23 protein-coding genes are annotated in these 22,777 nt (G+C 63.9%); 12 read left to right on the forward strand and 11 right to left on the reverse strand.

The features are described 5' to 3' along the window. Positions 1-66: 66 nt before the first annotated feature. The 6 genes from ACW4TB_RS04285 to ACW4TB_RS04310 all read right to left on the reverse strand — a co-directional run bounded on the left by ACW4TB_RS04285 (position 67) and on the right by ACW4TB_RS04310 (position 5,992). The gene (locus ACW4TB_RS04285; RefSeq protein ID WP_012314268.1) at positions 67-1,458 is read right to left on the reverse strand and encodes a sensor histidine kinase; all 1,392 of its coding nucleotides are present in this window, start codon (positions 1,456-1,458) and stop codon (positions 67-69) included. Continuing rightward, complete coding sequence (locus ACW4TB_RS04290) at positions 1,436-2,116, reverse strand: response regulator transcription factor (RefSeq protein ID WP_012314269.1); 681 nt, start codon at positions 2,114-2,116, stop codon at positions 1,436-1,438. The genes ACW4TB_RS04285 and ACW4TB_RS04290 overlap by 23 nt, the downstream gene beginning before the upstream one ends. A gap of 239 nt (positions 2,117-2,355) precedes the next feature. After that, complete coding sequence (locus tag ACW4TB_RS04295; RefSeq protein ID WP_039602754.1) at positions 2,356-3,375, reverse strand: branched-chain amino acid aminotransferase; 1,020 nt, start codon at positions 3,373-3,375, stop codon at positions 2,356-2,358. A 122-nt stretch (positions 3,376-3,497) separates the two neighbouring features. After that, the gene (locus ACW4TB_RS04300; RefSeq protein ID WP_279933108.1) at positions 3,498-5,090 is read right to left on the reverse strand and encodes an ATP-binding cassette domain-containing protein; all 1,593 of its coding nucleotides are present in this window, start codon (positions 5,088-5,090) and stop codon (positions 3,498-3,500) included. A gap of 168 nt (positions 5,091-5,258) precedes the next feature. Beyond that, on the reverse strand, positions 5,259-5,618 hold the full coding sequence (locus tag ACW4TB_RS04305; protein WP_012314272.1) for a hypothetical protein: 360 nt from the start codon (positions 5,616-5,618) through the stop codon (positions 5,259-5,261). Further along, positions 5,615-5,992: a glyoxalase superfamily protein gene (locus ACW4TB_RS04310; protein WP_012314273.1), complete on the reverse strand. Its 378-nt coding sequence runs from the start codon at positions 5,990-5,992 to the stop codon at positions 5,615-5,617. Before ACW4TB_RS04310 ends, ACW4TB_RS04305 begins: the two co-directional genes overlap by 4 nt. A 331-nt stretch (positions 5,993-6,323) precedes the next feature. Here ACW4TB_RS04310 and ACW4TB_RS04315 point away from each other — a divergent pair, with 331 nt between their 5' ends. Genes ACW4TB_RS04315 through ureG form a run of 8 tightly spaced genes read left to right on the forward strand, consistent with a single transcriptional unit; the run spans position 6,324 to position 11,874 of the window. Then, the gene (locus ACW4TB_RS04315) at positions 6,324-7,154 is read left to right on the forward strand and encodes an urease accessory protein UreD (protein WP_455842896.1); all 831 of its coding nucleotides are present in this window, start codon (positions 6,324-6,326) and stop codon (positions 7,152-7,154) included. Positions 7,155-7,163: 9 nt separating this feature from the next. Further along, positions 7,164-7,466, forward strand: coding sequence for an urease subunit gamma (locus tag ACW4TB_RS04320; RefSeq protein ID WP_012314275.1), 303 nt, complete (start codon positions 7,164-7,166; stop codon positions 7,464-7,466). 19 nt (positions 7,467-7,485) lie between these two features. Next, positions 7,486-7,803 (forward strand): urease subunit beta, encoded by a 318-nt coding sequence (locus ACW4TB_RS04325; RefSeq protein WP_012314276.1) that lies wholly within the window; start codon positions 7,486-7,488, stop codon positions 7,801-7,803. Continuing rightward, positions 7,800-9,503 carry an urease subunit alpha gene (ureC, locus tag ACW4TB_RS04330; protein WP_279933110.1) on the forward strand — a complete coding sequence of 568 codons (1,704 nt, stop codon included), beginning with the start codon at positions 7,800-7,802 and terminating at the stop codon, positions 9,501-9,503. The genes ACW4TB_RS04325 and ureC overlap by 4 nt, the downstream gene beginning before the upstream one ends. A 10-nt stretch (positions 9,504-9,513) precedes the next feature. Further along, a complete protein-coding gene (gene ureE, locus ACW4TB_RS04335; protein ID WP_012314278.1) occupies positions 9,514-9,999 on the forward strand; it encodes an urease accessory protein UreE in 486 nt (161 codons plus the stop codon). A gap of 20 nt (positions 10,000-10,019) precedes the next feature. Next, positions 10,020-10,565: a HupE/UreJ family protein gene (locus ACW4TB_RS04340; RefSeq protein ID WP_012314279.1), complete on the forward strand. Its 546-nt coding sequence runs from the start codon at positions 10,020-10,022 to the stop codon at positions 10,563-10,565. After that, positions 10,565-11,239, forward strand: coding sequence for an urease accessory protein UreF (locus ACW4TB_RS04345; RefSeq protein ID WP_279933113.1), 675 nt, complete (start codon positions 10,565-10,567; stop codon positions 11,237-11,239). The genes ACW4TB_RS04340 and ACW4TB_RS04345 overlap by 1 nt, the downstream gene beginning before the upstream one ends. An 11-nt stretch (positions 11,240-11,250) precedes the next feature. Further along, complete coding sequence (gene ureG, locus ACW4TB_RS04350) at positions 11,251-11,874, forward strand: urease accessory protein UreG (RefSeq protein WP_012314281.1); 624 nt, start codon at positions 11,251-11,253, stop codon at positions 11,872-11,874. On the opposite strand, the gene ACW4TB_RS04355 is transcribed toward ureG, so the two are convergent. The 3 genes from ACW4TB_RS04355 to ACW4TB_RS04365 all read right to left on the reverse strand — a co-directional run bounded on the left by ACW4TB_RS04355 (position 11,837) and on the right by ACW4TB_RS04365 (position 15,056). Next, positions 11,837-13,417: a sensor domain-containing diguanylate cyclase gene (locus ACW4TB_RS04355; protein ID WP_279933115.1), complete on the reverse strand. Its 1,581-nt coding sequence runs from the start codon at positions 13,415-13,417 to the stop codon at positions 11,837-11,839. The two genes, ureG and ACW4TB_RS04355, sit on opposite strands and share 38 nt — an antisense overlap. 131 nt (positions 13,418-13,548) lie before the next feature. Next, entirely contained in the window at positions 13,549-14,271 is a 723-nt protein-coding gene (locus tag ACW4TB_RS04360; protein ID WP_279933117.1) for a DUF899 domain-containing protein, read from the reverse strand. A gap of 119 nt (positions 14,272-14,390) precedes the next feature. Then, a complete protein-coding gene (locus tag ACW4TB_RS04365) occupies positions 14,391-15,056 on the reverse strand; it encodes an HAD family hydrolase (RefSeq protein ID WP_012314284.1) in 666 nt (221 codons plus the stop codon). 102 nt (positions 15,057-15,158) lie between these two features. On the opposite strand from ACW4TB_RS04365, the gene lexA reads away from it, so the two are divergent. The 4 genes from lexA to ACW4TB_RS04385 are packed head-to-tail and all read left to right on the forward strand — an operon-like array spanning position 15,159 to position 20,889. Continuing rightward, positions 15,159-15,767 carry a transcriptional repressor LexA gene (gene lexA, locus ACW4TB_RS04370; protein ID WP_080516513.1) on the forward strand — a complete coding sequence of 203 codons (609 nt, stop codon included), beginning with the start codon at positions 15,159-15,161 and terminating at the stop codon, positions 15,765-15,767. Continuing rightward, complete coding sequence (gene imuA / locus ACW4TB_RS04375) at positions 15,767-16,387, forward strand: translesion DNA synthesis-associated protein ImuA (RefSeq protein ID WP_279933121.1); 621 nt, start codon at positions 15,767-15,769, stop codon at positions 16,385-16,387. Before lexA ends, imuA begins: the two co-directional genes overlap by 1 nt. A 6-nt stretch (positions 16,388-16,393) precedes the next feature. After that, complete coding sequence (locus ACW4TB_RS04380) at positions 16,394-17,812, forward strand: Y-family DNA polymerase (RefSeq protein ID WP_279933123.1); 1,419 nt, start codon at positions 16,394-16,396, stop codon at positions 17,810-17,812. Beyond that, positions 17,788-20,889 carry an error-prone DNA polymerase gene (locus ACW4TB_RS04385; RefSeq protein ID WP_455842890.1) on the forward strand — a complete coding sequence of 1,034 codons (3,102 nt, stop codon included), beginning with the start codon at positions 17,788-17,790 and terminating at the stop codon, positions 20,887-20,889. Before ACW4TB_RS04380 ends, ACW4TB_RS04385 begins: the two co-directional genes overlap by 25 nt. Positions 20,890-20,944: 55 nt before the next feature. On the opposite strand, the gene ACW4TB_RS04390 is transcribed toward ACW4TB_RS04385, so the two are convergent. Both ACW4TB_RS04390 and ACW4TB_RS04395 read right to left on the reverse strand, forming a co-directional pair. Beyond that, positions 20,945-21,766, reverse strand: coding sequence for an aldo/keto reductase (locus ACW4TB_RS04390; protein WP_279933125.1), 822 nt, complete (start codon positions 21,764-21,766; stop codon positions 20,945-20,947). Next, positions 21,754-22,659: a LysR family transcriptional regulator gene (locus tag ACW4TB_RS04395; protein ID WP_012314290.1), complete on the reverse strand. Its 906-nt coding sequence runs from the start codon at positions 22,657-22,659 to the stop codon at positions 21,754-21,756. Before ACW4TB_RS04395 ends, ACW4TB_RS04390 begins: the two co-directional genes overlap by 13 nt. Positions 22,660-22,777 lie beyond the last annotated feature (118 nt).

Raw genomic sequence — 22,777 nt, forward strand, 5'->3', positions numbered from 1 at the left:
GGGAAGGTTGTGCGGTCGTGGTGGGAGCCGGCTTGCCGGCGATGGGCTGCATAGCAGCCCCCGCTTTTACCTGGGCAACCCCGCCAACGGGCAATGCAACACCAGCTTGGCCCCACCCAGCTCACTATCACCCACCACCAGCTCAAACCCATGCAGGTCGACGATCGCCGCAACGATCGACAACCCCAGCCCGAACCCCGGGTGACGGTGTCCTTCCTCGCTGCGATAAAACCGCTTCAGCACTGCAGTCCGCTCTTCCTCCGGAATCCCGGGTCCGCTGTCCTCGATAGCGATATGCACGCCTGCTTCGTCCTGCGTAGCCGTAATGGCCACCCGGCCACCTTCTGGCGTGAACTTGATGGCATTGCCCACCAGGTTGGCCAGCGCTTCGAACAGCAACTCGCGGTCCCCATGCAGCGCCGGCAAGTGCTCAGGCTGTTGCAGCTGCAGGCGAATACCGCCATCTTCGGCCAGGGGCAGGTAGAAATCATGCAACTCCACCAGCAGCTCACGCGGGGCCAGCTGAACGAAGCCAGCGCGGCGCTGGCGATCCTCCAGTTCACTGATGCGCAACAGGCCGCGAAAACGTGCCATCAGGGTATCGGTTTCGCCGATGGCCTGGTCCAGTGCCTCGGCTTGTGCCGAGTCCAGCCCGGTCTGCTGGCGGATGCGGTACAGCTGTGCACGCAGGCGGGTGAGCGGTGTGCGCAGGTCGTGGGCAATGTTGTCGCACACGCCCTTGACCTCATGCATCAGCCGTTCTATCCGGTCAAGCATGGCGTTGACGATGGCGGCCAGCATGTCCAGCTCGTCGCGCCGGGCCGACAGCGGCAGGCGGTGGGTGAGGTCGCCGGCGACGATCAGCTCTGCCTGCGCCTGTATGGCCCGAATGCGTTTCAAAGGCCTGCGGCGCAGCAGGTACCAGCCGGCGAAGCCCGGGATAAGTGTCAGCGATATGCCCCATAGCAAGGCGTGCAGGATGATGCGTGTCACCACGAACAACGAGCCGTTGTCGCGCAGCAGTACCAGCCAGCGGCCGTCCTGAACCTTGATTGCCACCGCGTCGCAGCTGTCACGTGGCATGTGCGGATCATCGGCGTCCAGGCAACGCTCCAGTTCATGCACCTTGCCGTCCAGGCCGAGTTCCGGCGGAATTGCACGGATACGCCCGCCGATCGGGTTTAGCTGGGCGTCGAACAGGCCGTAAGCATCAAAGGCGCGTTCCTCGAACGCCTGGCTGGCGATCAGTGCGTCGTCCAGCTGCTTGCCGCTCATATGCGCGAACAGGTGCTGGCGCTGCAGCATGGAATGGCGGGTCAGCTTGTTCAGGTAGCTGGAAACCTCGAAGTACAGCACCCCCATGAGGATGCTGCTCCACGCCACGAAGAGGAAGCTGTACAGCGCCAGCAGGCGGCTGGTCGAGGAGCTCCAGCCCTTAGACGGGTTCAGCAATGGCATAGCCGGAGCCCCGTACGGTACGGATCAGCGGCGATTGCCCGGGGGAATCGATCTTCTTGCGCAGCCGGCCGATATGCACATCGATCAGGTTGGTGCCAGGGTCGAAGTGGTAGCCCCAGACTTCCTCGAAGATCATCATCCGCGTGATTACCTGGCCGCTGTGGCGCATCAGGTACTCCAGCAATTTGTACTCGGTGGGCAGCAGGTTGAGCGTCTGGTCGCCGCGGCGGGCCTCATGGCTGATCAGGTCCAGTTGCAAGTCGGCGACCTGCAGCCGGGTCTGGGTCATCGGCACGCTGTTGCGCCGCAACAGCACCTCCACCCGGGCGGCCATCTCGTCGGAGGCGAACGGTTTGGTCAGGTAGTCGTCGCCACCGGCACGCAGGCCTCGTACACGCTCATCGACGTCGGACAGTGCGCTGATCATCAGGATGGGCGTTGCGATTTTCAGGTTGCGCAGGGTGGTGACGATGGTCAGGCCATCAACCTCAGGCAGCATGCGGTCCAGGGTGATCAGGTCGTAGCCGCCGCCGATGGCCTTGGCCAGGCCTTCACGGCCATTATCTGCCCAATCCACTTCCAGACCGTGGCTGGTGAGTTCGGCGACGATTTCCTGGCCGGTGACGGCGTCGTCTTCGATGGTCAGTACGCGTGGCATGCTGGTTCCTGGGCGTCTAGTGGAGGCTTGATTGTGCCAAAGAATAGACTGCCGGGAATTTAAGAAAAATTCATCTGGCTGCAGTTTCTTTGTTGCGGGGCAAACTCGCTTGCTCAATGTCTAAAGATGACGCAAGCCCTGTGGTAGCGGGCTTGTCGGCGATGGGGTCGTAACGCTCAGCCAAAAAAAGGGGCATGCCAGCGTCTGGCATGCCCCGTGGTTCAGCGTGGCGCGATGGCTCAGGCGACCTTGACGATCCAGCCCGCCGGCGCTTCGACGTCGCCGCTCTGGATACCGGTCAGCTCGTTGTAGAGCTTCTGGGTGACCGGGCCAACCTTTTCCAGGTCATGGAACACGTGCAGCTTGCCGTTGTACTCGATGCCACCGATCGGGGTGATCACCGCGGCGGTACCGCAGGCACCGGCTTCGATGAAGCGGTCGAGCTTGTTGATTTCGACATCGCCTTCGATCACGGTCAGGCCCAGGCGCGAGGACGCCAGTTCCATCAGCGACAGGCGGGTGATGCCTGGCAGTACCGAAGCTGATTTCGGGGTGATGAATTCGTTGTTGGCGGTGATGCCGAAGAAGTTGGCCGAACCGACTTCCTCAATCTTGGTGTGCGTCAGCGGATCGAGGTAGATGGCGTCGGCGAAGTTGGCTTTCTTGGCTTCAGCACCTGGCTGCAGGCTGGCCGCATAGTTGCCGCCGACCTTGGCCGCGCCGGTGCCTTGCGGAGCTGCGCGGTCGAAGCTGGAAATCTGGAAGTTGTGCGGCTTCATGCCGCCTTTGAAGTAGGAGCCAACCGGGATGGCGAATACCGAAAAAATGAACTCCGGGGCGGTGCGCACGCCGATGTTGTCGCCGGTGCCGATCACGAACGGGCGCAGGTACAGGGCACCCTTGCCGTGTGGCGGGACGAATTTCTCGTTGGCCTTGACCACTTGCTTGCAGGCCTCGATGAACACATCGGTCGGCACGTGCGGCATCAGCAGGCGAGCGCAGCTGCGCTGCATGCGCGCGGCGTTCTGGTCAGGGCGGAACAGGTTGATCGAGCCGTCCTTGCAGCGGTAGGCCTTGAGGCCTTCGAAACACTGCTGGCCATAGTGCAGGGCAGTGGAGCCTTCACTGATGTGCAGCACGTTGTCTTCAGTCAGGGTGCCTTTGTCCCACTCACCATTGCGCCATACGGACAGGTAGCGCTTGTCGGTCTTGATGTAGTCGAAACCCAGCTTGTCCCAGTTAATGCTTTCGTTACTCATGACACCCTCGATTGTCTTGCAAGTGCCCGATCGCTCGGGCTGCTGTTATATGCGCACCTCGCCACGATAATACATCCGCTGCGGATCGGGAACGGCCAGTCACGAATTGGCGGCTATCTGGATCATGGTGACGCCGATGGCAGGTGCAGGTAAGCGTCCAGCGCCAGTTGCTGGAGAAACACTGAATCATGGGAAGCCACCAGCATCGCCCCCTGAAACTGCCGTAGCATGGCCTCCAGCGCTTCAAGCGACGGCAGGTCCAGATGGTTGCCGGGCTCATCGAGCAACAGCAGGTCCACGCCGCGTTTGCGATAAAGCACACCAGCCAGCGCTGCCTTGAGCCGCTCGCCGCCGCTGAGCAAACTGCTGGGCAGCTCGATGCGTGCGGCATCGAGCCCCAGTTGAGCCAGCCGCATGCGCAGAACGCCGGATGGCAGTGTCGGGTTAGCCTCGCGCAGGTGTGCCAGAACGGTCTGCTGCCCGGGTAATGAACTGCAGTGCTGGTCGAGCATCGCGACTTCGCCGCTCATCCGAACGCGGCCGGCCTGGATGGGCAGCGCTTCGCACAGCACCTGAAAGAGTGTTGACTTACCACTGCCGTTGGTACCGACCAGTCCGAGCCGTTGGCCCAGGCAAAGGCGCAGGTCGATCGGTTCGGTACTGCCGCGCGGCAGCACAAGCCCCTGCAGTGCCAGCACTTCGCGACCAGGGTGCGATTGAGGTGTCGGCGCATGAAGAATGATCGCGCTGTCTCGCTCTACCTGGCGCGCCGCTTCCTGCACCTGCGTTTGCAGGGCCTGCAGGGCATCGTTGTGATCGCGACGCTGTTTGCCAGCCGTGGCCTGGCTACGTTGCTGCTGGCGGTCGATGAGTATCTTGGCCTGGTTGGCGTGCTTGGCGTGGTGGCTGGCACGTGACTGGTGGCGTTCAAGGCGCTCCCGTTGTTCGTGCAACGTTTTGGCGGTGAGCTGGCGCTCATGCTTTGCGCGGACCAGTTGTTGCTGAGCCTGTTCGCGCTGTTCGGCCTTGCGCTGGGCATAGAAGCTGTAAGGGCCCCCGAATGCCTGCAAGCCAAGGCTCGACAGTTCGACGATGCGCGACATGTGTTCGAGCAAGCCACGGTCATGGCTGATAACCAGCAAGCCCCGGTCCCAAGCCGTGATCATGGCCATAAGCTGAGCGCGGCCTTCGCTGTCCAAGTGGTTGCTGGGCTCGTCCAGGATCAGGTAATCGCTATCGCTGAGCCAGGCACCGAGCAGGGCGACGCGCATAGCCTGGCCGCCGCTGAGCTCGGCAGCGGGGTAATCGGGGGTGAGGTGACCCAGGCCGTGGCGATCCAGCAGGATGTGCAGCCGCTCACGAATGTCCCATTGATCGCCCACAGTGTCGAAACCGTGAAGGTCGATGCTGCCTTTTTCGATACTTTGCAACGCAGCGATCACCTGCCCGACCTGGGCTAGATCGGCGACGGTGGTACTGTGCCGGATCACTTGCTGGTCCAGGTGATGAACCCTGCCATGGCGAGTGCAGCGGCCGCTGCTGGGCAAACGCTGGCCGGCGAGTATCTGCCCGAGCAGGCTTTTGCCCACACCATTACGCCCGACCATGCCGGTCGGGCGTTGGTCAAAGCACGCGTTGAGGTCGGTAAACAGTGGCTTGCCATCGGGCAAAACCAGGGAGACGCTGTCCAGCGTCAGGAACGACGTATTCGTCATGCACAACTCCACTCATGCCGCGACATCTCCGGAGCAAACCAGAGGCTGAAGGCTGGCCGTCGAAGGGACGGCGGCATCAATGGCGCATTGGACGAATACCTCCTGTAGCGAGATGCAAGAGCCTAGCGCAAAGGCGAGGGGAGGTAAATCACCGCTCGCCTGTTGGCCTCAACGCCCCTGCAAGCGCTTGTTCCAGTCGCCTGCGTGGCTTCGTTGGCAGGCTTCTTCACTGTCGAAGCGCACATGCCATGCCGGGTGATCCAGCCTTATACCTGCCTCGTCCAGCGCCTGGGCCGTCAGTTTGAGCATGTGTACCTTCGCATCACTCGCCAGCGCTGCGGCCTTGTCCACCTCGCGCTCGAATACCCAGGTAATGCGCAAGCTTGCAGGGAACTGATCAGGGTCCAGGCGATGTGTCAGCCAGCTGAACCCGACGATTTGCGCCTTGGCCGTTTCGCAGGCGTCGGTCAGGCACGCCACCAGTTCACGCTCAAGGCGCGCCAATTCGCGTTTGCCCAATGCTTTCATTGCGCGGCCTCGTCATCGATCTGCTGGCAGAAACGCAACAGGTTACCGAACGGGTCACGTATCTGCATCTGCAGGCCCCAGTCGACACGCTCGGCCTGAGGGCGGGCGTAGCTGTACTGTTTGTCCTGCAGTTCACGTTCCAGCGCCAGCAGTTCATCGGTACGGGCAAACACCGTCGAACCTGGGCAGGCGTCGCCGTGATGCTCGCTCAGGTGCAGGACCAGGCCGTCGCGGTGGATTTGCGCATACAAAGGCAGATCCGGGCTGAAGCGGTGCTCCCAGTCCAGGGTGAAGCCGAGGAAATCGAGGTAGAACTCCTTGGCCTTTTCGACCGAGAAAATGCGCAGGATGGGGATGGCAGGGGCGAGAAGCATGGCTGTTCCTTGGCCGTGGGCGGTACTCAAGTGGATTGCCAGTCTACTGATTGTCGCGGCGAGCTGTCTTGTACGCGGTGATTACTCTGGCAGATTCAAGCACCGAAACAGGGCTGATCAGTGCCCTTGTGTCGTGCGTCATGACCCGGCATGCCCCATGCCAGAGCCTCGCGCAATATGTTTCATATGGCTTCACCTGCGTAGTTGGCCCGCAAACTGCTATATCCCAGCCAATCGAATTTGATCGAGTGGTCAGGCCTGCAGCACGTCGGTGCGCGGCGTTGATCCTCTTAACGGCCACCAGGCCGTGGATATCAGGGGCTATAGGATGTTGCTGGCGGAGCGCGTCGAACAATCTGAACATGATGCAGGCTGGAGTGCCCACCTGCAGTTGCGCTTTGTCGAGGGTGGTGGCGTGACCCGCCTTGGTGCGCGCCGGCATTTCGGCCCGCTTTTGGTGCAGCGGCCGTTCTACCCGGAAGGTGCGCCTTGCCACGTCTATGTGCTGCACCCGCCTGGCGGCATCGTCGCCGGCGACCGCCTGGAGCTGGATATTCATCTGGAACCCGGCAGCCATGCGCTGCTGACCATGCCTGGCGCCAGCAAGTTCTACCGCAGCATTGGCCCCACCGCGCGGCTTACCCAGCGCTTTCACCTGCAAGCTGGCAGCACGCTGGAGTGGCTGCCGCAGGACAGCATTTTCTTCTCCGGCGCCCGCGCCAGCCTCGACAGCCGCTTCACCCTGGAGCCCGGGGCCCGCCTGCTGGCCTGGGAAACGCTGTGCCTGGGCCGCCCGGTGATGGGCGAGCGATTCGATCAGGGCGCGCTGGACAGCCGTCTGAGCATCGAGTTACCCGACGACCCAGGCTTGCACGAACGCCTGCGCATCAGCGGTGGCCAGCTCGAAAAGCTCGGCGGCCACCCGTTGCTCGCTACCTTCTGTGCGTCCCCGGCAGACCCGTCCGTGCTGGAAAAGGTGCGGCACCTGCTCGATGAACTGAAAACCCCCGCCGGCGCCACCTTGCTGGGTTCGCTGCTGGTGATTCGCCTGCTGGACCACGACAACCAACATCTGCAACACACCCTGCAGCGCCTCTGGCACGTCCTGCGGCCGGCCGTTCTCGGCCTGCCGGCGTGCCCGCCGCGCATCTGGGCCACTTGAGAGAGCGCCATGGAGCTGACCCCGAGAGAGAAAGACAAACTGCTGCTGTTCACCGCCGCACTGTTGGCGGAACGGCGCTTGGCCCGTGGCCTGAAGCTCAACTACCCGGAGGCGGTGGCGTTGATCAGTGCCGCCGTGCTCGAAGGCGCCCGCGATGGCCGCACGGTAGCCGAGCTGATGAGCCTGGGCCGCGAAGTGATCGGTCGCGAGCAGGTCATGGACGGTGTTCCCGAGATGCTCCATGACGTGCAGGTCGAAGCCACCTTCCCTGACGGCACCAAGCTGGTGACTGTGCATGACCCTATCGTCTGACCTGGCCGAGGAGCCCAGCATGATTCCAGGTGAAATCCAGGTCGCCGCCGGCGACATCGAACTCAATGTCGGCCGTGAAACGGTCAGTGTCAATGTGGCCAATCATGGCGACCGGCCGGTGCAGGTGGGCTCGCATTACCATTTTTACGAGGTCAACGATGCACTGGTGTTCGACCGCGAGCCTAGCCGCGGCTTTCGCCTCGACATCCCGGCCGGCACTGCCGTGCGCTTCGAGCCGGGCCAGGCGCGTACCGTGCAGCTGGTGGCCTACGCTGGCAAACGCGAGGTGTATGGCTTTCAGGGCAAAGTGATGGGCGCACTGGAGGGCAAGGCATGAGCCGTATCTCACGTCGGGCCTATGCCGACATGTTCGGCCCTACCGTCGGCGACCGGGTGCGCCTGGCCGACACTGCCCTGTGGGTGGAGGTCGAGAAGGACTTCACGGTTTACGGCGAAGAGGTCAAGTTCGGCGGTGGCAAGGTCATCCGCGACGGCATGGGGCAGGGCCAGATGCTCGCGGCCCAGGCCATGGACCTGGTGCTGACCAACGCCCTGATCATCGACCACTGGGGCATCGTGAAAGCCGATATCGGGGTCAAGCACGGGCGTATCGCTGCCATCGGCAAGGCCGGCAACCCTGACGTCCAGCCAGGCGTCACCGTGCCGGTCGGCCCTGGCACCGAAGTGATCGCGGCCGAAGGCAAGATCGTTACCGCCGGCGGCATCGATTCGCACATTCACTTCATCTGCCCCCAGCAGGTGGAAGAGGCGCTGACCAGTGGCGTTACCACGTTCATCGGCGGCGGCACCGGGCCTGCCACCGGTACCAATGCCACGACCTGCACCCCAGGGCCGTGGTACCTAGCGCGCATGCTCCAGGCGGCCGACAGCCTGCCGATCAACATCGGCTTGCTGGGCAAGGGCAATGCCTCGCGCCCTGAAGCGCTGCGCGAGCAGATCGCTGCAGGCGCGGTGGGCCTGAAGCTCCACGAGGATTGGGGGTCTACCCCGGCAGCCATCGACTGCTGCCTGAGCGTCGCCGAAGAAATGGACATCCAGGTGGCGATTCACACCGACACCCTCAACGAATCCGGTTGCATTGAAGACACCCTGGCCGCCATCGGTGATCGCACCATCCATACCTTCCACACCGAAGGGGCCGGCGGCGGCCATGCACCCGACATCATCCGCGCGGCGGGGCAGGCCAACGTGCTGCCGTCCTCGACCAACCCGACCCTGCCCTATACGGTCAATACCGTCGATGAACACCTCGACATGCTGATGGTCTGCCACCACCTGGACCCGAGCATCGCCGAGGACGTGGCGTTCGCCGAATCGCGCATCCGCCGTGAAACCATCGCCGCCGAGGACATCCTGCACGACATGGGCGCCTTCGCCATGACCTCGTCCGACTCTCAGGCCATGGGCCGCGTTGGCGAGGTGGTGCTGCGTACCTGGCAAGTCGCGCACCAGATGAAAGTGCGCCGCGGCCCGCTGGCACCGGACAGCAGCTACAGCGACAACTTCCGGGTCAAGCGCTACATCGCCAAATACACCCTCAACCCTGCGCTCACCCATGGCATCGCCCATGAGGTGGGTTCGGTGGAGGTGGGCAAGCTGGCTGACCTGGTGCTGTGGTCGCCGGCCTTCTTCGCAGTCAAGCCGGCGCTGGTCATCAAGGGCGGGATGATCGTCACAGCGCCCATGGGCGACATCAATGGCTCTATCCCGACGCCACAACCGGTGCATTACCGTCCCATGTTCGGCGCGCTCGGTGCGGCCCGCCATGCCACGCGCATGACCTTCCTGCCCCAGGCCGCCATGGACCTTGGCCTGGCCCAGGAACTGGGTTTGCAGAGCCTGATCGGTGTGGCTCACGGCTGCCGCCGGGTGCGCAAGGCCGATATGGTCCACAACACATTGCAACCGGTGATCGAAGTCGATTCGCAGACCTACCAGGTGCGCGCCGACGGCGAACTGCTGGTTTGCGAGCCGGCCAGCGAACTGCCGCTGGCTCAGCGTTATTTCCTGTTCTAAAGGAGCGAAGATGATTGTCCTGACCCGCCGGATCGATGAATCCGACACTATCACCGGCACCGTTACCCTCGACGTCGACAGCCGTATCAAGAGCCGCCTGCGCGTTACCCTGGACGATGGCCGCGAGGCCGGCCTGATGCTCGAGCGCGGCCACTTGCTGCGCGGTGGCGAGCTGCTGGCCGATGCCGCCGGCAGCCAGGTGGTGCGAGTACTTGCAGCACCCGAGGCCGTATCGACCGTGCGTTGCAGCGATCCGCACCTGCTGGCGCGTGCCGCGTATCACTTGGGCAACCGCCATGTCCCGCTGCAGATCCAGCCGGGCCTGCTGCGTTACCAGCATGACCATGTGCTTGACGACATGCTGCGTGGCCTGGGCCTGGCGGTCGAGGCCGAGCAGGCGCCGTTCGAGCCGGAAGCCGGTGCCTACCAGAGCGCACCGCACAGCCACAGTCATGCGCACGATCACCCCTTCGTGCGCCTGCCAGCCCATTCCTGAACTGCCCCTTGGAGCCCACAATGAAAAAAACGCTTGCCCTTGCCCTGCTGCTGGTTGCGCTGCCGGCCTTCGCCCACCCGGGCCACGACAGCAACCCGCTGCACGATGGCCTGCTGCATCCGCTGACCGGCCTTGACCACTTGTTGATGCTGTTGGGGACCGGGGTACTGGCGGCCTTGACCCGGCGTAACCTGGCGCTGCCACTGGCAACCCTGGCAGCAATGTTCGCTGGTGCGCTATGCGGCCATCTGTTCGGTGATGTGCTGGGCATGGAGACCATGATCGCCGTGTCGGTGCTGGTGGCTGGCGTTGCCGTACTGCTGCCTAGCCGGCAGTTGCTGCTGGCGCTGGCCATGCCGGTGTTCGCCCTGTTCCATGGCTGGGCCCACGGCGTGGAGGCCACGCCCAGTGCCTTCTGGATGTTCAGCGCCGGCTTCGTTACCGTGAGCGGCTTGCTGCTGGTAGTGGGCTTTGCTGTCGGTTGCCTGCTGCGCCGCCATAGCGCCCTGCAGAAAGCCTTTGGTGGCGGCATGCTTGCCGGCGCCGCAGTGGTGCTGGCCGGTTGATGAACAGCGACCTGGCACTCCTGCGCCTGCTGCAGCTGGCCAGCCCCGGCTTGCCGGTGGGTGGCTTTACCTACTCGCAGGGCCTTGAGTGGGCCGTCGAGGCGGGTTGGGTGCGTGACATCGAAAGCTTCAGCGCCTGGCAGCGCGAGCAGATGCACGACACCCTCGCTTACCTGGACTGGCCAGTGCTGGCGCGCCTGTACCACGCTTGCAAGGCCGATGATGCCGACGCGTTTGCGCGCTGGAGCCGCTTTCTGCTGGCCAACCGCGAAACCGCCGAGCTGCGCCTGGAAGAGCAGCAGCGTGGCGCGGCCCTGGCGCGCCTGCTCGATGGCTGGCAGTTGGGCCAGGCGCCTGCCTGGCGCCCAAGCCTGGAGCTCAGCCAGTTGGGCGGTATGGCCTGGCTAGCCGTGCACTGGTCGATCCCGTTGCGTGAGCTTGCCCTCGGGCATGCCTTCGCCTGGCTAGAAGGCGCGGTCATGGCTGGGGTGAAACTGGTGCCGTTTGGCCAGCAGGCGGCCCAGACCCTGCTGCGCGATCTGGGCGAGATTCTGCCCGGCGTCATCGACCAGGCCCTGGCGCTGGGTGACGACCAGCTCGGTGGCGGCCTGCCGCTGCTGGCCATTGCATCATCGCGTCACGAAACCCAATACACCCGTTTGTTCCGTTCCTGAGGACTGCCTACATGCAAAGCTATCAGCAACCCCTGCGCGTCGGCGTCGGCGGCCCGGTCGGCTCCGGCAAGACTGCGCTGCTCGAATGCCTGTGCAAAGCCATGCGTGATCACTACCAGATCGCCGTGGTCACCAACGACATCTACACCAAGGAAGACCAGCGCATCCTCACTGAGGCTGGCGCCCTGGAGCCCGAGCGCATCGTCGGCGTCGAGACCGGTGGCTGCCCTCACACCGCCATCCGCGAGGACGCCTCGATGAACCTTGCAGCCGTGGAGGCGCTGGCGCGCAAGTTCGGCAACCTTGAAGTAATCTTCGTGGAAAGCGGTGGCGATAACCTTAGTGCCACCTTCAGCCCGGAACTGGCCGACCTGACCATTTACGTGATTGATGTCGCCGAAGGCGAAAAAATCCCGCGCAAGGGCGGCCCTGGCATCACCAAGTCCGATTTCCTGGTGATCAACAAGACCGACCTTGCGCCCTACGTCGGTGCCTCGCTGGAGGTGATGGAGCGCGATACCCAGCGCATGCGCCCTGAGCGGCCGTGGACTTTCAGCAACCTGAAGAAAGGCGACGGCCTGCAGGCTGTGATCGACTTCATCGTCGAGCGGGGAATGCTGGGGGTGAGGGGCTGAGGTCAAGCACTTCGACCCGGTTGCGGCCGTTGTGTTTAGCCTTGTACAGCTGCTCGTCGGCTTGCTTGAGCACGCTGTCGGCCTGTTGTGTATCGGGCCGGCGGCAGGCTACGCCAATCGACACGGTAAGCTTGCCCACATGGGGTGAATCGGCCTGTTCGACCGCGCTGCGTATCCGTTCGGCAATGCGCCGGGCATCGGCCAGGCCAGTGTCGGGCAGCAGCATGGTGAACTCCTCGCCACCGACCCGGCAGGGCAGGTCATCCTGGCGTGAATTGTGACGCAGCAGCTCGGCGAGGTGTTTGAGCACCTCGTCGCCAGCATCGTGGCCAAAGGTATCGTTGACCCGTTTGAAGTGGTCGATGTCCAGGGCCAGCACGGCGAATGCTCTTGAGCTTTGCATCAAGGCGTCCAGCGCCAGTTGCATGGCACGCCGGTTGGCAAGGCCGGTGAGGGCATCACTCTGAGCCTGCTGGCGCAGCTTGCCGAATTTTTCTTGCAGCAATTGCTCGCCTGTCAGCAAGGCGCGGCGGATGGCTGCGACCTCTACGTACCACGCGTCGATACGGCGCAGCTGTTCGCCGGTCTGGGTGGCGGACAGGTGACTGGCGCTGTGCGCCAGTTGGCGTAACGGCAAGGTCAGGCGGTAGGTCATCCATAGCATCAACAGCAAGCCGATAATGCTGACCGGCAGTATATAAAGCAGCACCTTGCGGGTCATTTCGCCCAGTGGTGCCAAGGCCAGATCCCGCGGTGTCTGGACCACCACTGCCCAGTGCGCTTCAGGCACCGGGGCAAAGCCTGCGAGCATGGGAACGCCAATATAGTTGGGCACTTCAAGGGTGCCTGCCTCGCCACGCAAGGCCGCGCTGATCGTCGGGCTGCTGCTGACCTGGGTGCCAATGCGCGCATGGTCGGGGTGGTGCAGCAGGCGTCCATTGCCGTCGGCGACGAAAGCGAAGGTACCGTCCTGTTGGTAGTGCAGGCCAATCAACGTATGCAGTGCGCTTTCTTTTTTGAGAAACACCGAACCGCCGACAATGCCCAGGTAACGGCCATCGGCGGCAAAGATCGGCTGCGAAACGAATATCACCAGCTCGCCCCCGCGCGAGGTGTAGGCGGAACTGACCCACGGCTGACGGGCTTGCACGGCTTGGCGGATTTCGCTGGAGTGCTGGTGGTGGCTGGTGATCTGCTCTGTGTTCGGATGAGCCACCAGCACCTGGCCTTGGGCGTTGACGATGACGATGGAGTTGAAGTCCTTGTCCTGCACCTGCAGTCGCTTGGCTTCCCTTTTCAGCATGGTCATGTCGTCCAGGCCACCGTCCAGTTGCCGGGCGGCGTAGGACAGGTGGTTGCGTGCCGAGCGCAGGAACTCGTTGATATCCGATGCCAGTTTGCTCGCATAGGCTTGGTTGGCCTTCAGCTCAAGGTCTACCAAGGCGTGGTGCTGTACCCGGTAGGCGACAGCGAGGGTGTTGCACAGGGTTGCCAGGCACGCCAGCACGACAATGCCGACGACCAGGGTTCGTAGGTGGAACATGGGCAAGCGCTTGAGCATGGGGGGCCTGTAATGCAAGGGCGACGGGCTCAAGTATGGCCGTATTCTGCCGAGCTGCAGCCATTGTGCCGCCCGGGCTGCTCAGCCATGGCGCAGGCGGCACTGTGGCGTGTTCAGTCATGGCAGCAATGAGGTTTGCCGGGCTGGCTTTCGTAGCGATCATGATGCCGCACCCAATCCATGGTGCCTGCCTCGTTGCGCCCCAATGGCGCGATGTCGAGGAAATTGTAGGTATTGACCAGGATGTCGAGCCCGCGGGCATAGGTGGAGTAGGTATGAAAGATTGTGCCGTCCGGCTCCCGGTAGAAGGCGCTCAGCCCAGGCAGCTCGCTTTCGTTGCCGGTATAGGGTTCGTAGTTGTATTGGCTGTTGCCTTCAGTGGCGACACTGACGCCGAAATCCTCATTGAAACTGCTGCCGTTTGACGAGTACCAGGGAAAGCGCCAGCCCATGCGCTGGCGAAATGCCTGGAACTCAGCGTGGGGCGCACGCGAAACGGCGACCAGCGAAACATCATGATGCGCCAGGTGCTGGTTGGCGCCGTCGAAATGGTCGGCGAGAAACGAGCAGCCGGGGCAGCCTTCGCTCCAGCCTTCGGCGAACATGAAGTGGTAGACCAGCAATTGACTGCGCCCGGCGAACAGGTCGGCGAGACTCAGCTGGCCTTCCGCGCCTTGAAAACGGTAGGGCTGTTCCAGCTTGACCCAGGGCAGGGCGCGGCGGGCGGCGGCCAGTTCATCGCGCTGGTGGGTGAAGGCCTTTTCATGCAGCCATAGCTGACGGCGAGCGGCCAACCATTGGCTGCGCGAGACGATGTCGGGCTTTTGAGGGTTCATGAGGGTGACTCCGCACGAGGGTTCAAGTGTGGTCGAGCGGGGAGGAGTGAGATCGACAGCAGGCCCTGTTGCCACGACGAATGGTTGTGCGCCGCGCGATCCCAGTCACGCCATGAGACTCAATCGGCACACTGCATCGTTTCGATGACCTCCCACAACCGCGGATCGTCAAAATCATCCACCACCAGCCTGGCCCCCGCAGCCATCAGCCGTTCTGCCGTCTGTGTAGTCGCCACCCCCACGGTGAAGATCCCTGCACCGCTCGCCGCTTTCACGCCCGGCAACGAATCCTCGAACGCCAGCGCTTGCTCGGCCGTTGCCCCCAGGCGCTGCAAGCCGGTCAGGTACGGCAACGGGTCAGGCTTGGGCCGTTCCAGCTCTTCGGCCACCAGTACATGCTCGAAGTGTGCGCCGAGGCCCATTGCATTGAGCATGTGCTCGGCATTGAGCCGGGGTGCATTGGTCACCACGCACATTTCGATACAGACCGCCTGCGCATAGTCCAGCAGGCGCAGCAAGCCCGGCATGGGTTCAAGGGCAGGGGCCAGCTCGCGGAACAGCGCTTCCTTGCGATCAGCCAGCGCCAGGCATTCATGCGCGCCGGCTTTTGGAAACAGCTCGGCAAATAATGGCCCATTGGCCCTGCCACTGATCTGGGCATCGAACTGGGCCTGGGTCAGCTCACGGCCGTCATGTTCGCGCAACAACTGACGGAAGGCCTGCAAATGCAGGGTATCGGTGTCGGTGAGGGTTCCGTCGAGATCGAACAGCAGTGCAGTCAGCATCAGGCATCCAGGCAGTAGAAAACACATGTCAGGGGATGATAGCGAAACCTGGCGACGAAGGGGGCTGTTCAGCTTTCGCTGAAAAGAGTACAAATGTGCTCCATGGACAATCTCACCCCCAAACGCCGCGCAATCCTCGACTTCATCCGTGAACGCATCACCGATCACGGCCAACCGCCGAGCCTTGCAGACATCGCCATCCGCTTCGGCTTTGCATCACGCAGCGTTGCGCGCAAGCACATCACTGCCCTGTGCCAGGCTGGGTACATCGACGTCACGCCCAACCAGGCACGGGGCATCCGCCTGGCCGCACCCTTGCGCCGCCCGGAAATTCTCGAAGTGCCCGTGCTGGGCCAGGTGGCTGCAGGCGCGCCGATCGGCCCCGACCTTGGCATTCACGAGCAGTTGCTGATTGACCCCAGCCTGTTCCGACGCACACCGGACTACCTGCTCAAGGTGCGCGGCGACTCCATGATCAATGACGGTATCTTCGACGGTGACCTGGTGGGTATCCGCCAGCAAGGCGAGGCCCGTGATGGCCAGATCGTGGTCGCCCGTCTCGACGGTGAGGTCACCATCAAACGCCTGCAACGCCAACCGGGCGGCTACCGGTTGCTGCCACGCAACCCTGCCTATGCGCCGATCGATGTCGGGCCTGAACGCGAGTTCTTCATCGAAGGCGTGTTCTGCGGCCTGTTGAGGCGCGACTGATGGGCGCGGTGGTCGATCTTGACCGGTTGCTGGACCAGCGCCAGGTCTGGCGCGGCCGGCAGGCCCGGGTACGGCCGACCGGGTTGCAGCCCACTGGCCATGCGGCGCTTGATCAACGGCTGCCGGAGGGTGGCTGGCCCGCAGCTGCGCTGAGCGAATTGCTGCTGGCCAGCCCCGGGTGTGGCGAACTGCAACTGCTGTGGCCCTCATTGGCCCGGCTGACCGCCGATAGCGGGCGAGTGGTGCTGGTGGCGCCCCCCTTCATTCCCTACGCACCGGCCTGGCAAGCTGCCGGGGTGGACTTGCGCTGGCTGGTCCAGGTCGATGCCGAAAAGGCCGACGCGCTCTGGGCTGCCGAGCAGTGCCTGCGTTCTGGCAGTTGCGCCGCCGTACTGTGCTGGCCGGAGCGTGCCGATGACCGTGCGTTGCGGCGCTTGCAGGTGGCGGCAGAAACCGGGCAGGCGCTGGCTTTTGCCTGCAGGCCACAACAGGCTGCGCACAATCCATCCCCGGCCGCGGTGCGCATCGCCATCGACGCGCGGCCCGCGCAATGGCGTGTGCTCAAGTGCCGGGGTGGTTTACCGCCGGCTGCTGCCATCGCCTGTCCCGGGCAGGGTTGATGCAACATGCTTTGGGCCTGCATTCTTTTGCCGCAGTTGGCGCTGGACTCGATCCTGCGCGAACGCGATGACGCCGATGCACCATTGGTGCTGATTGGCGGGCCTGTACAACGGCGCGTGTTGCAGGCCGTAAACCCCGCTGCGGCGGCCCTCGGCCTGCATGCCGGGCTTACCCTGACCGCTGCCCGCGCCTTGGCCGACGGTTTCAACTGTGTCGAGGCAGATGCTGCGCGCATCGAGCATCTGCAGCAATTGCTGGCGGCCTGGGCGTACCGCTTCAGTGCCCAGGTCAGCCTGCACTACCCGCGCGCTTTGTTGCTGGAAGTGGGCTCCAGCCTGCAACTGTTCGGCCCCTGGCCCGCGTTCGAGGCGCGCTTGCGCGAGGAACTCGCAGCCTTGGGGCTGCGTCAGCGGATTGTCCTGGCCACCAACCCGGTGGCGGCGCGCATGCTTGCCAATGGCCATGATGGGCTGGCGCTGAGCTGCCCGGAAGAAACCCGGGCGGCGCTTGCACGCATGCCTATTGCGCGGGTGGGTTTACCGCAGGACGCCGCTGAAGCGTTCGCCCGCATGGGGCTGCATCAGCTTGACCAGGTACTGGCGTTGCCGCGTGATGCATTGGCCAGGCGCTTCAGTGCCCAGGTCCAGTTGCACCTTGACCAGTTGCTGGGCCTGCGTACGCTTGGCTTGAGTTTCTATCAACCGCCGGACCGCTTCGAAACGCGGCTGGAGCTCAACTTCGACGTCGAATCGCACCAGGCGTTGCTGTTCCCGTTGCGGCGCATGCTCAACGATCTGGCCGCTTTCCTCGCCGGGCGAGACTGCGGTGTACAGCGGTTTTGCCTGTACCTGGAGCATGCCGAGGGGCCGGATACGCCATTGCAGGTCGGCCTGCTGGCCGCCGAGCGTGATGCGGCAATGCTCTTCGAGCTGGCGCGCGGGCGCCTGGAGCCTCTGCGCATCCCGGCACCGGTGCGTAAACTGCGCCTGGTGGCCGATGACTTGCCGGCTTTCGTGCCCCAGCACCACGCGTTGTTCGACCCACGCGCCCACCAGGCCCAACCCTGGGAGCAACTGCGCGAGCGCTTGCGTGCCCGCCTGGGCGACGAAGCGGTCAAGGGCCTGCGCGCTGAAGCCGACCACCGCCCCGAATGTGCCTGGCAGTCCGCCGAGCAAGGCGGGCAGGGCAGCCTGCCCGCCTTGCCCGGGAGCCGCCCGGGCTGGTTGTTGCCCCAGCCACTGGCACTGGATGCCAGCACTCACAGGTTGCTGGGGCAGGCCGAGCGTATCGAGTCGGGCTGGTGGGATGGCGGTGATGTACGCCGCGACTATTACTGCATCGAAACCCGTGAAGGCCTGCGCGGCTGGGCCTATCGCGACCTGGCCAAGCCCGGCCCCTTGTGGCTGCAGGGCTGGTTCGCATGAGCGCGCCGGGCTACGCCGAACTGCATTGCCTGTCCAACTTCAGCTTCCAGCGCGGCGCATCCAGCGCCGAAGAGCTGCTGCGCCGAGCCCGGGAGCAGGGTTACCAGGCCCTGGCGATTACCGATGAGTGCACCCTGGCCGGTATCGTGCGTGCCTGGCAGGCTGCCAAAGCGCAGCAGATACGCCTGATCGTCGGCAGTGAAGTGCGCCTGCACAATGGCCCGAAGCTTGTGTTGCTGGTACAGGACCTCAGTGGTTACCAGAACCTGTGCGCCTTGATTACCCGCGCCCGCCGGCGAGCTCAAAAGGGCAGCTATCAATTGTTCCCTGACGACCTGCGCGAACTGCACCGAGGGCTGCTGGCGTTATGGCTTGCCGAGGACTCCAGGGACCTGGCAACCGGCCAATGGCTGCAGGGCGTGTTCGGCGAACGCTTGTGGTTGGGTGTGCACCTGCATCGGGGCAGCGATGACGAGACCCGCCTGGCCCGGCTACGCGGCCTGGCTGGGCAACTGGGCATTCGCGCCGTGGCGTGCGGTGACGTGCACATGCACGTACGCGGCCGGCGGGCTTTGCAGGATTGCATGACCGCTATCCGCCAGCATTGCAGTGTCGCCGAGGCAGGGCGGTTTCTCTTCGCCAATGGCGAGCGTCACCTGCGCACGCTGGAGCAACTGGCCGAACTTTATCCGGCCGACCTGCTGAGCGAAACACTCTGTATTGCCGAACGCTGTCAGTTCGACCTCGGTGAATTGCGCTACCAGTATCCGCGTGAGCTGGTGCCCGAGGGGCAAACCCCGGCCAGTTGGTTGCGCCAGCTGTGCGAGCGTGGCCTGGCCCATCGCTGGCCGTCGGGGCCAAGCGACAAGGTGCGCGAGGTGCTGGCCAAGGAGCTGGCGCTGATCGCAGAGCTTGGCTACGAAAGCTACTTTTTGACTGTGCACGATATCGTCGCCTTTGCCCGCAGCCAGCACATCCTTTGCCAGGGCCGCGGTTCGGCAGCCAACTCGGTGGTGTGTTTCGTGCTGGGTATCACCGAGCTCGACCCGATGAAGCATCGCCTGCTGTTCGAGCGTTTTCTGTCACGCGAGCGCAACGAGCCACCGGACATCGACGTCGACTTCGAGCACGACCGTCGCGAAGAAGTGATCCAGTACGTGTTTCGGCGTTATGGCCGGCACCGCGCAGCGCTCACTGCGGTGGTCAACACCTACCACGCTGCCGGCGCGGTGCGTGATGTCGCCCGTGTACTGGGTTTGCCTGCCGATCAGGTCGATGCCCTGGCCAAGTGCTGTGGTCGCTGGAGCGATCGCATACCGGACGAGCAACGCCTGGCCGAGGCCGGCTTCGAGCCCGGCAGCCCTTCGTTGCGGCGCATTCTGGTGCTGGCCGCGCAGCTGATAGGGTTCCCCCGTCATCTGTCTCAGCACCCAGGCGGCTTCGTCATTTCCGAGCAACCGCTGGACCACCTGGTGCCGGTCGAAAACGCCGCCATGGCTGAACGTACGGTCATCCAGTGGGACAAGGACGATCTGGACATGGTCGGCCTGCTCAAGGTCGATGTGCTCGCCCTGGGCATGCTCAGCGCCTTGCGCCGCTGTTTCGACCTGATGCAGCAGCACCGGGGCCGGCACCTGACCCTGGCGACGATCCCCGCCGAAGACCCGGCCACCTACGCGATGATCAGCCGCGCAGAGACCATGGGCGTTTTCCAGATCGAATCACGCGCTCAGATGGCCATGCTGCCGCGGCTCAAGCCCTCCACCTTCTATGACCTGGTAATCGAAGTCGCCATCGTGCGCCCGGGGCCGATTCAGGGCGATATGGTGCACCCCTACCTGCGCAGGCGCTTGAAGCAGGAGCCGGTGACCTACCCATCGCTCAAGCTCAAGGAAGTCTTCGAGCGCACTTTGGGCGTGCCGCTGTTTCAGGAGCAGGTCATGGAGCTGGCCATGGTGGCCGCAGACTACAGCCCCGGTGAGGCCGACCAGTTACGCCGCAGCATGGCCGCCTGGAAGCGCCATGGTGGCCTGGAGCCACACCGCGAACGGCTGGTACAGGGCATGCTGCGCAACGGCTACGACCTGGCGTTTGCCGAGCGCATATTCGAGCAGATCAAGGGCTTTGGCAGTTATGGCTTCCCGGAATCGCACGCGGCCAGTTTCGCCTTGCTGTGCTATGCCAGCAGTTGGCTCAAATGCCATGAGCCGGCGATTTTCACCTGTGCGCTGGTCAATAGCTGGCCGATGGGCTTCTATAGCCCCGACCAACTGTTGCAGGAGGCACGCCGCCAGGGGATCGAGGTACGGCCGGTGGATGTAGGCCATAGCCAGTGGGATTGCACACTGGAGCCTGTTGCTGAAGGTGCCTTGGCCATCCGCCTGGGGTTGCGGCAGATCCGAGGTTTTGCCGAAGCCGATGCTCGGCGGCTGGAAGCGGCCAGGGCGCGCAGGCCGTGGCGCGATGTCGAGGACCTGTGCTTGCGTGCCGGCCTCGACAGCAGAGCCCGCGCCCGGTTGGCCGATGCCGGGGCGTTGCGCGCCCTGGCACGTGACCGTCACCAGGCTCGCTGGCAGGTCGCGGCGGTGCAGCCGCAACTGCCCCTGTTCGCCGAGTTGCAGGCAACGCCCGAAGCCGCGGTGGCATTGCCTGCGCCTACTGTCGGCGAAGACCTGGTGGCCGACTACGCCACTTTGGGAACCACGCTGGGCCCCCACCCGCTGACGTTGCTGCGTTCGCGCCTTCGGGTGCTGGGCTGTCGCAGCTCGCAGGAGCTGGCGGGTGTTGAGCATGGTGATGCAGTCGCCGTGGCTGGGCTGGTGGTGGGGCGGCAACGGCCACAGACCGCCAGCGGGGTGACTTTCGTGACCCTTGAGGATGAATTCGGCATGGTCAATGTGGTGGTTTGGCGCGAGCTGGCCGGGCGGCAACGGCGCGCGCTGGTGGGGGCTCAATTGCTCAAGGTGAGTGGCCGCCTGGAACAGGAGAACGGGGTGCGGCACCTGATTGCGCGGCGGCTGGAGGATGTCAGTGTGTTGCTGCAGGGGCTGGATGTGAGGAGCCGGGACTTTCACTGATTTGACCGGCGAACGGGCTGCAAAGCAGCCGCAGTCGCCGTTGTCGGCCGAGCGGTCAGACCATTGCCAGGTGCTGCTTGCGTGTTGGCGCCGGGAATGCCCTGTCAATGGCCCGCAAGTCCTCACTGGTCAAGCTCAAGCCTGCGGCAGCCGCATTCAACCTTACATGCTCCGGCGACACCGCCTTGGGAATCGCTATGACCCCGTCTTCGCGCGTCACCCAGGCCAGGCAGACCTGCGCCGGGGTGGCCCCATGGCGCTCGGCGATCTCGTGCAAGAGCGGATGCTGCAGCAGTTTTCCTGCCTGGGCCAACGGGCAGTAGGCCATGGTCGGTAGCCCGCGTTGCCGGCTCCAGGGCAGCAGGTCGAACTCGATGCCACGCTGCATCGGGTTGTACAGCACCTGGTTAGTGGCGCAAGCAGGGCGGTCCAGCTCGCTCAGGTCGTCGACATCGAAGTTGGAAACACCCCAGTGGCGAATCTTGCCCTGTTCGCGCAAGCGCTCGAACGCCTCGACGGTTTCTTCCAGCGGGTATTGGCCGCGCCAGTGCAGCAGGTACAAGTCGATGACATCGGTGCCCAAGCGAGTGAGGCTGCGTTCACAAGCAGCGGGTACGCCGCGCTGGCTGGCATTGTGCGGGTATACCTTGCTGACCAGAAAGACCTGATCGCGCCGCCCGGCGATGGCCCGCCCGACCACTTGCTCAGCGCCACCTTCGGCGTACATCTCGGCGGTATCGATCAGGTTCATCCCCAAGTCGATGCCTTGTTGCAGCGCGGCCACCTCGGCAGCTCTGCGTGCCGGATCCTCGCCCATGTACCAGGTGCCCTGGCCAATGGCCGGCACTTTGCAACCTGCCAGTTTCATGTAACGCATGTCACCTCCGGAATCTGTGTGTGGGAAAGCAGTACCTCAAGCAGCGCCTGCGCTGCAGTGGAAAGTTTATGGTCGCTCAAGGCGATGACGCCGATCCGCCGTTCTACAGCGGGCTCTACCAGGGTAATGCAACGCGCGCCAAGCTCCTGCATCTGGTTGATGCACAGCGCCGGCACCGCGCTCACGCCCAGCCCACTGGCGACCATGCGGCCAATGGTCGAGAGCTGGTGGCTTTCAAACGCCACCGCGAGCTTGCCGTGCAGTGCCGCTACGTTCTGCTCCAGCAGCAGGCGCACGGCCGAAGGGCGCTGCAGGGCGATGAAATCTTCGGCCAGCAACTGCGCCCAGCTGACTTCGGCCAGCTCGGCCAACGGGGAATCGGTGGGCACCACAGCAACGAAGCGGTCCAGGTACAGCGGGTGGAAGCGCAGGCCGTCGGTGTTTTCCGGTTCGAAGCCGATGCCCAGTTCGACGCGGCGGTGGCGCACCAGTTCAAGGACCTGCTCGTTGATCACGTCGTGCACCGTGACGTTGACCTTGGGGTAACGTTGGCGAAACACCTTGAGTGAACGGGGCAGCAGGTTGCCGGCAAAAGCCGGCATGGCCGCCACCGACACCCGCCCCAATTGCAGGGTGAAGCGCTGGCGCAGCATTTCCTCGGTGTCGTCCCAGTCGGCCAGCAGGCGCCGGGCCAGTGGCAGCAGGACCTCACCTTCGGCCGTCAGGCTGACGCTGCGCGTGGTGCGGGTGAGCAGGGCGCCGCCAAGGTTGTCCTCCAGGGCCTTGATGGTCAGGCTCAACGCCGGTTGTGATACATGCAGGTGTTCGCCGGCCTGGGCAAAACTTTGGTACTTGGCCACGGCGACGAAGGCGCGCAGTTGCTTGACGTTCATGGCGGGCTCACAGGTTGTTTTGAAAAAGTTATCAATCGATGACGAAAACAAAATTAACAAATCAGTCGCCAGCGGTGAAGATGCCTGCACACGCTCACCGACAGCCTCGTCGGTCAAC

Source organism: Lelliottia jeotgali (assembly GCF_977070485.1).